11 protein-coding genes, 1 rRNA gene and 1 pseudogene are annotated in these 12,897 nt (G+C 61.5%); 8 read left to right on the plus strand and 5 right to left on the minus strand.

Features of this window, described 5'->3' with window-relative positions; all coding sequences use genetic code 11:
• Window positions 1-211 precede the first annotated feature (211 nt).
• Window positions 212-325, plus strand: a 5S ribosomal RNA gene (rrf, locus tag DK391_RS35495).
• A gap of 259 nt (window positions 326-584) precedes the next feature.
• Window positions 585-1,229, plus strand: coding sequence for an aspartate/glutamate racemase family protein (locus tag DK391_RS35500; RefSeq protein ID WP_109482676.1), 645 nt, complete (start codon window positions 585-587; stop codon window positions 1,227-1,229).
• 96 nt (window positions 1,230-1,325) lie between these two features.
• Here the strand turns inward: DK391_RS35500 and DK391_RS35505 are convergent, their stop codons facing one another.
• Window positions 1,326-2,645, minus strand: a complete 1,320-nt coding sequence (locus DK391_RS35505; RefSeq protein ID WP_109482677.1) for an MFS transporter — start codon at window positions 2,643-2,645, stop codon at window positions 1,326-1,328.
• Between the two features lie 357 nt (window positions 2,646-3,002).
• Here DK391_RS35505 and xylB point away from each other — a divergent pair.
• Window positions 3,003-4,469, plus strand: a pseudogene (xylB, locus tag DK391_RS35510) (xylulokinase).
• Between the two features lie 72 nt (window positions 4,470-4,541).
• On the opposite strand, the gene DK391_RS35515 reads toward xylB, so the two are convergent.
• Together DK391_RS35515 and DK391_RS35520 are read right to left on the minus strand one after the other, a co-directional pair.
• The gene (locus DK391_RS35515) at window positions 4,542-5,081 is read right to left on the minus strand and encodes a cytochrome b (RefSeq protein WP_109482678.1); all 540 of its coding nucleotides are present in this window, start codon (window positions 5,079-5,081) and stop codon (window positions 4,542-4,544) included.
• A 12-nt stretch (window positions 5,082-5,093) separates the two neighbouring features.
• A complete protein-coding gene (locus DK391_RS35520) occupies window positions 5,094-6,164 on the minus strand; it encodes a catalase family peroxidase (protein ID WP_109482679.1) in 1,071 nt (356 codons plus the stop codon).
• A gap of 214 nt (window positions 6,165-6,378) precedes the next feature.
• Here DK391_RS35520 and DK391_RS35525 point away from each other — a divergent pair, with 214 nt between their 5' ends.
• The gene (locus DK391_RS35525; protein WP_109482680.1) at window positions 6,379-6,720 is read left to right on the plus strand and encodes a DUF4148 domain-containing protein; all 342 of its coding nucleotides are present in this window, start codon (window positions 6,379-6,381) and stop codon (window positions 6,718-6,720) included.
• 89 nt (window positions 6,721-6,809) lie between these two features.
• Here the strand turns inward: DK391_RS35525 and DK391_RS35530 are convergent, their stop codons facing one another.
• The gene (locus DK391_RS35530) at window positions 6,810-7,133 is read right to left on the minus strand and encodes a DUF1330 domain-containing protein (protein ID WP_109482702.1); all 324 of its coding nucleotides are present in this window, start codon (window positions 7,131-7,133) and stop codon (window positions 6,810-6,812) included.
• Window positions 7,134-7,514: 381 nt separating this feature from the next.
• Here DK391_RS35530 and DK391_RS35535 point away from each other — a divergent pair, with 381 nt between their 5' ends.
• Entirely contained in the window at window positions 7,515-8,372 is an 858-nt protein-coding gene (locus DK391_RS35535) for an EAL domain-containing protein (protein ID WP_109482681.1), read from the plus strand.
• 38 nt (window positions 8,373-8,410) lie between these two features.
• Here the strand turns inward: DK391_RS35535 and DK391_RS35540 are convergent, their stop codons facing one another.
• Window positions 8,411-8,848 carry a hypothetical protein gene (locus DK391_RS35540; protein ID WP_109482682.1) on the minus strand — a complete coding sequence of 146 codons (438 nt, stop codon included), beginning with the start codon at window positions 8,846-8,848 and terminating at the stop codon, window positions 8,411-8,413.
• Between the two features lie 421 nt (window positions 8,849-9,269).
• Between DK391_RS35540 and DK391_RS35545 the strand changes: the two genes are divergently transcribed.
• From DK391_RS35545 to DK391_RS44595, 3 genes are all read left to right on the plus strand, one after another.
• Window positions 9,270-10,718, plus strand: coding sequence for a TldD/PmbA family protein (locus DK391_RS35545; RefSeq protein ID WP_109482683.1), 1,449 nt, complete (start codon window positions 9,270-9,272; stop codon window positions 10,716-10,718).
• Window positions 10,719-10,759: 41 nt separating this feature from the next.
• Window positions 10,760-12,064, plus strand: a complete 1,305-nt coding sequence (locus DK391_RS35550) for a TldD/PmbA family protein (protein WP_239483045.1) — start codon at window positions 10,760-10,762, stop codon at window positions 12,062-12,064.
• 521 nt (window positions 12,065-12,585) lie between these two features.
• Entirely contained in the window at window positions 12,586-12,744 is a 159-nt protein-coding gene (locus DK391_RS44595) for a hypothetical protein (protein ID WP_162600997.1), read from the plus strand.
• The last annotated feature ends 153 nt before the right edge of the window (window positions 12,745-12,897 follow it).

The following is a 12,897-nucleotide window of genomic DNA, read 5'->3' on the forward strand; positions in this document are numbered from 1 at the left end:
CAGGTGTGGAAGCGCAGTAATGCGTTAAGCTAACTGATACTAATTGCCCGTAAGGCTTGATCCTATAACAGGTGTGTCTTACCCCGACGGGGTGAGGGAACACACAGGTTGAGATCGGTGTTGTGCCTGAAACAACACAACCCAACCTCTTTACACACGCTTCTTCCAGATTGGCTGTGGCGCTCAACCAGCGACGCAGCAACCCGTCATGCCTGATGACCATAGCGAGTCGGTCCCCCCCCTTCCCATCCCGAACAGGACCGTGAAACGACTCTACGCCGATGATAGTGCGGATTGCCCGTGTGAAAGTAGGTAATCGTCAGGCTCCTTACCCAGACAAGACCCCGCCCTTAAAAGCGGGGTCTTGGCGTTTGTGGCGGTGCGAATTCGCGTTCACACGTGCCGCAGCCGCAAAACGGTCGCACTTGGCTGCAGCTGTCTTACTCCTGCCTACTCCTCGCTCAAAAACGCCGAAACATCGCGCGTATTCAATCAGTGCGTCCTCTGCATCGAGTCTTTCTGTAATTCGCCAGATGCGATTGTGCGAAACTCGCTCATATCCATCTCGAGCGTAGAGAAGTGCGATGCGCATTGCGTGCTTACACACAGCGGAAAGCAATATCGGCGTGTTCAACAAAGCTGCGGCTCAATTGAATCTGCCGGAGACACAGCTTTATCATGAAGTCCGAGCGGATCTTCTGTTAGCGGCAGAGCTAAACCGAGGCGTAACGCTCGACATCGAACGTCAGACCGGCGCCGCGCTATTGGATCTTGCTCGGCACGCAGATGCCGTGCTTCTCACATGCTCCACCTTGGGACCCTGTATTTCAGCTGTCTCCGAGAGAGCCGGGATCCCTATGATCCGTGTGGACAGTGCATTGGCTGAAGAGGCGACGCGATCCGGCGGAAGAGTGATTGCGTTATGCACAGCCGAGACCACGCTACAACCAACCCGGCAGTTATTTGAAACTGCTGCAAGGCAGACAGGTGCCACGGTTGAAGTACGACTCGTGCAAGGCGCCTGGGATCTGTTCAAAACCGGCGCGCACCCGGCCTATCTGGCGACAGTTGCTGCCGCGGCTGACGATGCCTATAGGGAAGGTGCGTCGCTTGTCGCATTGGCACAAGCATCGATGGCGGGCGCGGCCGGGTTGACGAGGCAAGCACGGAAGCCGCTAACGAGTCCAGCAACAGGCCTCATTGCCGCGATAAAGGCGATTCGCGACTGACGGCAACATACGCGCCTCGCCAGGCGAGCGTGGCAAACGTCGCCGTCAAAGCGTCAAAGCCTGAAATCGTGAAATGGTGAAAGCGAACACAAACCATCATCCCACCGCACGCGTCTCCCGCGTAAACCTCCACGTCACAACCGTAATCGTCCCAAGCACCATCAGAAAAATCGAAACAGGCCAATACGCGTGATAGCTCGCAAGCAACGCCGTAGCGATAAGCGGCGACAACCCGCCGGCAAAGATCGACGCCACTTCATGCCCCAGCGCCACGCCTGAATAACGCACTTCGGTGCTGAACAGTTCGCCGACGAGAGCCGGCAGGGTGCCGATCATCGCACCATGACAGACAGCTGTGCCAAGAATAAGCGCGAGATAGATCCACGGCGCCTGATGCGTATCCAGCATCCAGAAGAAGGGAAACGCCATCACGATCAATCCCGCCGCGCCGATCATATACACGGGCTTGCGACCGATACGGTCGGACAACCGTCCCCATGCGAGCATGGCACCCATCTCGATTACCATTGCCAGCATCACGCCCGTCAACATTACCGAACTCGCGAAACCCGCAAACTTGCCATACACGAGAGAAAACGCGAGAAAGATATAAGCGCCGCCGTTTTCCGCGACTCGCAGACCCATCGCCATCAGAATCTCTTTCGGATGACGTTTGATCACTTCGACAACGGGCATATGCGTTTTCTCGCCGCGCTTTTCGATCTGTGCGAAATCGCGGCTTTCCGGCAGGCTGTGCCGGATATAGACGCCGATGGCGAAAATCGCAATGCTCGCCAGAAACGGCAGCCGCCATCCCCAACTGATGAACGCATCGTGCGGTAGCGATTGCGCCGCAAGAAAAGCACCCGACGACAACACAAATCCACCGCCCACGCCCAACTGGCTCCACGCCGCGTAATAGCCGCGCTTTTCAGGCGGTGCGCTTTCGCTGATCATCAAGACGCCGCCGCCCCATTCGCCGCCCGATGCCACGCCTTGCAGCAGGCGCAACACCACGAGTGCGACCGGCGACCACACGCCAACCTGAGCGTAGGTCGGCAGCAGACCGATGGCGAATGTCGCGACACCCATGATCAGCAGAGTCCATACCAGCGACGCCTTGCGCCCATAGCGATCGCCGATATGGCCGAACACGATGCCGCCCAGCGGCCGCGCCACGAAGCCCATCGCGAACGCTGCAAACGCGCCGAGCGTGCCGATCAGCGGATCCGCGCCCGCGGGAAAGAACAGTTGCCCGAACACCAGTGCGGCTGCCGTGCCGTAAACGAAGAAGTCGTACCACTCCATCGCATTGCCGGCGACAGACGCAACGACGATCTTGCGCAATGTTCTCTCTTCGAGGGGGCGAACGGCGTCGACGCTGCCGGATGTATGCGTGGTTTCGATGGAAGCCATGAGGATGCGTGGAAATAGTGTGGGGGATTACCGTCGAGTGTCTGCCGCGCATATTGATCGGTCAAATTCATCGAAAAAGGCAGCCTCCATCAGTCACGCAAATGTGGGACGGCCCGGCGGCAGTCGTGCGGTTCGAAGGCATCGTGGTAACGTCTGGTTTCAACGGATAAAACCAGCGCCTGCCGTGGTGAGCAGGCAAAAGACAGAGGACGACATGCATTCTCACGGGAAGCGCCGCACACGCGCGTCCCGGTCGGTCCACGTCCCATCCAGTCCGGTGAACACGTAGCTGCGCGCTGGCGTGTCGTCGATGTTCAGCAAGCGGCGTCCACTCATGCCAGATAGTGAGGACGTGCTGTGACTTTCCTTGGAATCGACCTCGGTACTTCCGAGGTAAAAGTAATTCTGACCGACGACGCATCCACCACGCTCGCAACGAGCGGCGTGCGTCTGGAAGTGGCGCAGCCACATCCACACTGGTCGGAGCAGAGCCCGCAAGCGTGGTGGCAGGCCACACTCGATGCCGTCGCCGCTGTGCGCGGCGCAAACCCCGCGGCATTTGCAGCGTTGCGCGGTATCGGCCTGTCCGGGCAGATGCATGGCGCCACGTTGCTCGATGCGCATCGCAACGTGCTGCGGCCTGCGATTCTCTGGAACGACACACGCGCGTTCGCCGAATGCGCGGAACTGGAAGCAAGTGTGCCGGAGTCGCGCGACATTACCGGCAATTTGGCGATGCCCGGTTTCACCGCGCCCAAACTGCTTTGGCTCGCGAAGCACGAACCGGACATATTCCGGGCCGCAGCGAAAGTGCTGTTACCTAAGGACTATCTCGCGTGGCGGCTGACGGGCGAGTTCGAGTCGGACATGTCGGATGCATCGGGCACGTTGTGGCTCGACGTCGCAAAACGCGACTGGTCCGATCGCATGCTCGCAGCAACGGGCTTGTCGCGCGCACACATGCCGCGACTCGTGGAAGGCAGTGCGCCCGCCGCGCAATTGAGCGACACATTGCGCCGTGAATGGGGCATCGACGGTCCCGTAGCGCTGTGCGGTGGCGCCGGCGACAACGCGGCGAGTGCGATCGGCATGGGCGTCGCCGAAGCGGGCAGTGCGGTTCTGTCGCTCGGGACGTCGGGCGTGCTGTTCGCCGGGACCGACCGCTTCGCGCCCAACCCCGGGCAGGGCGTGCACGCGTTCTGCCATTGCCTGCCGGAGCGCTGGCATCAGATGAGCGTGATTCTGTCGGCGGCGTCGAGCCTCGGCTGGCTGTCGAAAGTCGTGGGTCGCGCGGTCGGCAGCTTGCCTGAACTTGCAGGCACTGCCAACCCCGCGGGCGCGCCGATCTTTCTGCCGTAGCTGAGCGGCGAACGCACGCCGCACAACGACGCGAACGCGCGCGGCGTGTTCTGGGGTTTGACGGGTGCGCACACGACAGGCGATCTCGCGTATAGCGTGATGGAAGGCGTCGCGTTCGCGATGGCCGATGGCTATGCCGCGTTGCAAGGCGCGGGCACGACGCTGCAGAGCGCGTCGTTTATCGGCGGCGGGTCGCGCAGCCCGTTCTGGGCCAATCTATGCGCGACGGCAACCGGCATCACGATGCATCGTCACGAAGGCAGCGACGTGGGTGCAGCGCTCGGTGCGGCTCGCCTCGCGCGGCTCGCGGTGACGGGCGAAGCCATCGACCAGGTGTGCCTTGCTCCACCGACGCTCGAATCCTGCGAACCGGATCGCGCGCAGGCGCCGCTGCTCGCGCAAAGACTGGCGCGGTATCGCAGCATCTATCAGGCGCTCAAGGCCAGCTTCGCGGCTGAGGCATAGGGTTCGCATCATGCGGCGTGCTGCCGGATTGCAGGCGATGGCACGCCGCACATGAAAAATTAGTTCGGAAACCTATCGTTCGCTACGCGCCATGCTGGAAAACACGCCATCGCGTCGAATGAGGCCGTGAAACAGGGCTGCCGCGATATGGGCGAGCACGGTGGCAAACAGCGCAAAGGCGAGCCACGTATGCAACGCGCGCAACGCAGCGAACAGGTCGACGTTTTGCGGCACGAGCGCGGGCAGCGTCCACGCGCCGAACAACGTAACGGGATAACCGCCTGCCGAAAGCATCGCCCATCCAATCAACGGCATGGCGATGAACAACCCATACAGCACCAGATGCGATGCCTTCGCCGCGACACGCTGCAGTGCGGGCATATCGTCGGGTAATGCGGGGCTGCCGTGTTTCAGGCGCACGGCAACGCGAATCAGCGCGAGCACAAGCAATGCAACGCCACGCGGCCGGTGCAGCGCGATCAGCGTTGCATGCGCGTGCGAGACAGTCGCGACCATGGCGACGCCGACAAACAGCATCGCGAGAATCAGCACAGCCATCGTCCAGTGCAACAGGCGTGCGGGCGCAGAGAAATGGCGAGTGGAAGTCGTCATGATGTGTTCGGTTCAGGGTTGCGAGATGGAGGGCGCGCCGTGCAGCGCTTCTTCACGCGTGCGCCGTTGATACGACACCGCGTATGCGGCCGAGCGCGCTGCGAGCAAGGGATCGTCGGAGGTCCTGATGCCGTCCGGCAATACCGTCGGATCGAAGTTCACGTCGCGGCAGACGCCATCCGACTGTGGCGCGCTGCGTTCCAGCACGACAGTGCCTGCATCGATGCGTTGCCGGTCGGCGGGCCATTGCAGCGTCGCATCGTTGGTGGGATCGCCGGCATTGGCCAGCGTCACTATCAGATGCCAACGCACGTTGCCGTGCTTCAACTGTTCATCGAGTTGCTTCGACAGAAAGTCGGGATCGTTCTTCTCTTGCGGATCGACGGGCGCGTAGGGCGTCTCCGGTTCGACGGACCAGCGCACTGCATGCGCATTGCCGCTTGCATCGATGAAGCGGAACGCATTGATACTGTAGTACGCCGCATTCGCCAGTCCCGACGACGCGGGATGCGCTTTCACCCATTGCTGGAAGGGCTGCGTTTCCGGGTTCGCTGCGTTAAACGCCTTCAGCTTCGCGGGATCGGGTTTGCCTGTGTGCGAATCCGGCTGCGCTGCGACGAGCTGCTGATAGAACTGCTCGGGCGTACGCACTGCAAAAACAGGGGTCGAATTCATGGCGGTGCGCCATTGCTCGCCGTTCTGTTGCGTAAAGAGCAACGCAAAGCTGCGCACAGGCACGCTCGCATCGGGCGCAGAGGGATTGCCGCCGGGAATCGCGAAGCGGCCGATGATCGGCGTGCGGCCCGGCGCGAAGACCTGCGCGCGGGTAATCGACGCCGCGCTGCCATTGCTATCGAAATAGCCCTCTACGCACAGTCCTTTCGCATGATTGCGGCGGTAGCCCGCGTGCGCGCCGGCGTTCGCCTGGAACTGGTCGATGATGCGGTACGTCGTGAGACGCGATGGCGTCAGCCAGCCTGCGGCGTAGGCGAAAGAGCCAGCAAGCGCGACTACCGCTGCGCCGATCGCGGCGAATCTGCATGGCACGCAGCCAGTTGCCGACGCCCGGGACTTTGATTTCATCACGAATGCTCCTTTCTGTATGGGACGTGCACAGGCCGTCAACAGAAAAGAAGCCGCTTTATTCCGCAACTACATGCAAAAAAGTCTCCGCGGCATCCAGCAAGAAAAAACGAAAAAAGTTGGGAATAGATCTGGAGGTCGCTTTGTTCATCACAGTGAAGCGCCACACATCCTGTGACGCATCGACGTCACCCACAGACCGAAGGAGCTGAAAATGAAGAAGCTTGCACTGTTGACTGTTTCGATCGCCGCAATCGCCTCCACCGCTTTTGCATCGAGCGCATTCGCGCAGGAAAAGACCCGCGCTGAAGTTCGCCAGGAACTGATCCAGGCAGAACAGAACGGTTCGCAGTTCGTCACCGATACGTCGTACCCCGATGTCGCGCCTATCTATCAGCAACAGGTCGCACATCAACAGGCTGCACAGCAAAGTGAAGGGGCGGGAATGAGCGGCTCGCATGCGTCCGGCACACGGATGCCCGTCACGGGTGCCAGCACGAACATGTCCTCGTGCGTCGGTCCCGTCAGCTATTGCTCCGTGTACTTCGGCAGCTGATTACGATGCCGGCTCAAGGGACGCGCTTGCGCGCAAAGCAGCGTCCCCGAGTCTCATCTTGCGTGCGTTTGCCCGCACGACGCGTGCGATTATCCGCACAACACATCTGTTGCGACGTGCGACGCCGGCACCGCGTCGATCAGAATGACATCGCCGATTGAGTTCTCCGTGCGCAGCGGCAGGATTGCCTGATACGCATCGGACCTGTACCACGCACGCGCAAGATCGCGATTCGGAAACTCGATGGCGATCAGGTCGCCTTGCCAGTTACCTTCGAGCTTTTCGCAGCGGCCACCGTGCAGCACGAAATGGCCCGCATACGGCGCGAGTGTCGCGTCGATACGCTTCAGGTACTCGACAATCTCCACGCCCATTGTCACTTCATGCAAGTGTGCGACGGCAAACGTCGACATGCTGCTCTCCCGGTGGTTGACGAATGAGGTCAGCTTACCGTTCACCATGACGCGGATCGATTACCTCAGAGGTAATGCCGCGCGACGACGCGTTCGCGTTTGAAGCACTTTTGACACTCGACATCCTGTGCGTCTTTCGGGCCGGAAGCGCGCCGGAACACGGTGACACGTTACGCAGGCACGCGTGCGGGATGTTTCGTGCACGAAACGTTGTTACGTATTCTTTCCACGCGAGCGTTACGAGCCAGCATCCGTAGAATGAGGCGCCATGCGGGTTTCCGCGTGGTTGTCAGGGAACGTTGAATACTTGGTATGAAACGTGCATCGAAAAGGAAAAGCCCCATCCCATCCACACACCTATAAATACGGTCTTTCCACACGATGGACGCTCGCTACGCCACCGCTGCCAGTCGCGAAGACGATGCCCGCGCGACTACGGACATTCATATGACGCATGCGCCGCGCCTGATGAACCAACTCGAACAACGCGTGAGCGAAGGCTTGCTCGCTGGAGAATTTCCGCTCGCTTTTCAGGGCATCTACGATGTGAGCACGGGCGGACTCGTCCGCGTCGAAGCGTTGATCCGCTGGATGCATCCCGACTACGGCATGCTGCTGCCGGATGCATTCCTCGTCGCACTCGATCACCCGCTCGTCGCACTGCAACTGACCTATCACGTGATCGACGGTGCATGCAGGGCACTGGCCCATGCGCAGCATGCAGGTCAGCGCGTGTGTCCCATCGCTGTCAACGTGCCGCCGCGCGTGGTGGCAGACGAGCATTTTCCCGCCACGGTGATGAAAATCGCACGCCTGCATGGCGTCGAGCCGGATCTGCTCGAACTCGAACTCGTCGAGACGGAGGACGCGACGCGCCTGCTGGCCGCGCCGCCGTTGACGAAGCCGCTGCGTGAAGCGGGCATGCGCCTCGCCATCGACGATTTCGGCACCGGCTATTCATCGCTCGCACTCCTGAGCACGATCGATGTCGATACGGTGAAGGTCGCGCGCGAAATGATCGATGGCGTGCCGGACTGTCCGCGCGCATCGGCTGTTGCATCGGGCGTGCTGTCGATGCTCGAACGGCGGAATGTCGCGGTGGTCGTGGAGGGCGTCGAGACGCGCGCGGTGGCGCACTGGCTCGCGCAATGGCCGAAGGTGCTTGCGCAAGGCTTTTTCTATGCACGCCCGACCTTCGACTACGCCGACGTGCCGCTTCAGGAGCGCTGCGTCGCTTAGTGTGCGGCGGTTGTGCCGTCACCGCATACGGTCATGCGTCAGGCCTGCGTATTGACGATTCCGCCTGTCGAACTACCCGACGATGAGAGCAGCATTTGCGCCAGTTCGGCCGTGGCCGTCTGCAGCGCAGCTGAAAGCGACGTCGCCTGCGAGGCCAGCGATGCGACCATCGCCGCGGCGGCGCCCGTGCTATCCGCATTCGCCTGCTGCTGCGCGCGTGCCATCTGCTGCTGCACGGCCGTCAACTTCTGCTGCAACGACTGGATCAGATCTTTCAGCTGCTTGATGGCGGCCTGCTGCGGGCTGCTGGCCGCCGCCGATCCTGCCCCCGCGCCTTGCGTGGCTTGCGCGCCTGTCGCGCCCGTGGTCCCCGTTCCACCGCTCTTGACGGAAGCGCCCGACGTGTCCGTCGAGACGTCGCTCGTGCGTGTGCTCGCGGTCGCGGTACTGCCTGTGAGGTCGTTCTGAATTTGCATGGGCAGAGGCTCGGGCGATTGAAAAATAAAACGGTTCATCTGCTATTACGGCACGCGGCATCACCTTCTTGAGGGAGATTCAAGCGAGCCAAGCAACCGGCGCCGTTCAGAAATGCATCAATTTGCGCGCGTGTCGAGAACAGGAAAGCCCGTGAAAGGCAGGCGCAGCAAGGCTCAAACACGCGTGCGCATCCACGCGCGAGCACAAAAGAATGTGCTGTGGCAGACAATAGGTCGAACGTTAGTCGAACGGAATGTGCGCAGGAACACAGCGCGCTGGACGCACGGCGACATGCCGCATTCATCCCTTATCCGGTCCGGAATCATGCATCGCGTACGATATGACATTCGCGTGCGAATGGCTGCGCCTCACCGGCGCGTCGATGCTCGCACGCGCACATGTCATTGGTGAGGCACGCATATGGTCGAAGCAGGGTGGAGTCCGGATTTGAACCGCTTGCCGCGCACGTTGCGCAGCGACGCGGCATTCTGGTCGTTGCGGATCGTGAACGAACGGACCGACGATCACGCAGTACGCAACGACGTCGCGCAACCGCTGCGCATCGCGAGTGACCGCGGTGCAATGGTGGTGGCGTGGTGGGAGCGTGGAGCGGGGTATGCGGCAACAGCCGACCTCTCCGAGCAGGGCTTGCAGGCTGCCCTCGACATCGCCACACAACGCGCGAAGGCATCGGCATCGCTGTCGCTGATCGATCACGCGCAGATCGCGCGGCCCGCCGGGAGTGGCACGTACGAATCGCCCGGCGTCGCGCAAACGTTGCCGAACCGGCGCGAGTGGCTCGAGCGCCTGCAGCACGAGTGCAACGCTGCGAATGTCGATAGCCGCATTGTCGAGCGGACCGCCGCCGTACAGATCACGCACAGCGAACAGACCTATCTGACCAGCGATGGCGTGCGCATCGACCAGCGTTTCCGCTTCATGCTGCCGCAGATGTCGGTGACGGCCCACGTCGATGGCGTGACCCAGGTGCGCACACTAGGCGGCGATTACGGCACGCTCGCGCAAGGTGGCGTCGATGTGCTCGGACAGTTCGGCTTCGACGGGGCGGGCGCGCGCATCGCAGACGAAGCGCTGCAACTGGTGACGGCACCCAATTGTCCGTCAGGCCCAAGAGATTTGTTGCTGATGCCCGATCAGATGATGCTGCAGATTCACGAGTCGATCGGTCACCCGCTCGAACTCGACCGCATTCTCGGCGATGAGCGCAACTTTGCCGGCTGGAGTTTCGTGAAGCGCGAGCATTTCGGCACGTATCGCTACGGTTCGGAATTGCTGAATGTCACGTTCGACCCTGCCGAACGAGGCGAAGCCGCAAGCTACGCATTCGACGACGACGGCACGCCCGCGCAACGCGAGTACCTGATCCGTGACGGCGTGCTGATGCGGCCGCTCGGCGGCGCGCTGTCGCAGCAGCGTGCGCAGCTAGGCGGCGTCGCGAACTCGCGTGCGTCGAGCTGGAATCGGCCGCCCATCGACCGCATGGCCAATCTCAACATCGAACCCGGCACGAGCACACTGGACGACATGATCGCGAACATTGAGCGCGGCATCCTGATGCGCACCAACACGTCATGGTCGATCGATGACCAGCGCAACAAGTTTCAGTTCGGTTGCGAGTACGGCCAGCTGATCGAGAACGGCAAGCTCACGCAGGTAGTGCGTCAACCGAACTATCGCGGCATCTCGGCGAGTTTCTGGCGCAGTCTCGTTGCCGTGGGCAACGAGGCGACGCGCGGTGTGTACGGCACGTCGATGTGCGGCAAGGGCGAACCCATGCAGATCATTCGTGTCGGCCACGCGTCGCCCGCCTGCGTGTTTAGCAACGTCGACGTGTTCGGAGGCGCATGATGCAAGGCACGCTTTCATCATCCACGTCTCAGGCGCATTTCATGGCGCTGGCAAGCGAGCTCGAGCAGCGACTGACAGCGGGCGAGATCACGCTGACGTCTTATGCTGCCGAGCAGTCCGACTTCATTCGCTTCAACCAGGGCAAGGTGCGCCAGTCGGGGCATGTGTCGCAAGCCGTCGTCACGTTGCGTCTGATCGACGGTCAGCGGCAGGCGTATGCGTCGTTCACGCTTGCCGGCGACATGCGCACGGACGCACACACACTCGACCAAACACTCGCGATGTTGCGCGACGGTCTGCGCGATGCTTCCGACGATCCGCATCTGCTGTTCGATACCACCGCATGGTCGGAAGCAACACACCGCAAAGGTCATTTGCCATCGCCTGACACATTGCCGGCGCTTGTCGCGCAGTGCGCAAGCGGCCTCGACTTCGTCGGTTTCTATGCGGGCGGCACGATTGCGCGCGGCTTCGCGTCGTCGCTCGGCAGCCGTGGCTGGTATGAAGTCGAGAACTTCAATTTCAGCTGGTCGCTATTCGATGCAAACGGCCGCGCCATCAAAAGCCACTACGCGGGCGATGACTGGCGCGATGACGTGTTCGCGGCCAAAGTCGAAGAAGCTGCCGCGCGTTTGCCCGTGCTTGCTCGCGAACCACGCGTGCTATCACCGGGCCGCTATCGCACGTACTTCGCGCCTGCTGCGTTGTCCGAGCTGATCGGCACAGCCTCGTTCAGCGCTTTCTCCGCGCGCACCCAGGCAACGGCGCGCAACGAGTTCTATCGGCTGAACATCGGCGAGGTATCGCTCGACCCGCGCGTCACGCTGACGGAAGACCTCACGCTCGGCATCACGCCGCGTTTCAACGACGACGGTTATCAGCGGCAAAGCGTCCCGTTGATCGAAAGCGGGCGGGCCGCCGCGCAACTGACCAACGCCCGCACGGCGCGCGAATACGGTCTTGTGCCGAATGGCGCGACGGCGAGCGAGACGCCTACCTCGCTATCGATGCAAGGCGGCGATCTCGCGCAGGACGATGTGCTTCGCGCGCTCGATACGGGCCTCTATATCGGCAATCTCTGGTACGTGAATTTCTCGGACCGGATGAACTGCCGGATGACGGGCATGACGCGCTTCGCAACCTTCTGGGTCGAGCAGGGCCGCATCGTCGCGCCCGTCGATGCCATGCGTTTCGACGACAGCCTGTACCGGCTGCTCGGCAGTGAACTGGAGCGCATCGGCGCCGAGCCCGAACTGTTGCTGAACGACTGGACGTGGGGCGAGCGCGCAACGGGCGGCATGAAGCTGCCGGGCCTGCTCGTGCGCTCTTTCGAACTGACGCTATGACGCCGCGCTGGGCGGCATGAGAGCGGGCGGCGTCTGCGCGCATGCGCGACGTCCGCTGCCGAAGCGGTAGGAAGCCTTCATCGATCACCCCGTCATCTTCTGTTCTTTCGCATCGCTAATCACATCGCGATGCGCCATGGCGGTGCCTTACGTGGCCCGCATCTGTCTTCGTATCGGTTTGTGCAGCGAGACAATATCCGACGCCACGCCGCTCGCTCTGTGCGCTAGCGCACATCGGATGCAGACAGCGCTATGTGCGCCACCGCACACAGTCGTATGCATGTTGCGACACTCGTGGCGCGGGTGAGATGCGCGTTTTCTTGCGTGCATCAGCGCATGTGTTGAATCTCCCTGCACGTCTCAATCGATTTCATACCGAATCGCCAACACGGTTCCCGCTTGTCGGCGCAACCTTTCGCGGCTCGCTTGCTTCAGACGAATATCGCGCACTGTGCATGCCGTTTCAACTATGAATCAAAGCGGTCGGCTACCGCAACGCACAAGCACGTTCTTTGCAGAACATGGCTTTGCGTCTGATGGAAGCGCTGCTTGCGGCTCCTCGCGAGGTCTTCTGGAATTGCTTCGCATTGCTTGTCGAGTTCAGTGATGAAACGTTTTTGACGATTTACGGTTGGCTTGCAAGGGTTTTTCTGGAGCGAACCCTTAAGCCTGAAGGTTGAGCGGGGTGCTGGTATGGACTTCGCTATAAGCCTCGCCGCGCAATTGGACGGGGCCAGTGCGCAAGGCAACAACTGGCCATCGAAACAAGACGCTGAACTCCACGCCTCTCGCAGGCCACGCGACGTTGTTGCTCTCCATGCGCCATTCGCATG

Origin of the sequence: Paraburkholderia sp. C35 (assembly GCF_003121405.1) — a bacterium.
GTDB lineage: Bacteria > Pseudomonadota > Gammaproteobacteria > Burkholderiales > Burkholderiaceae > Paraburkholderia.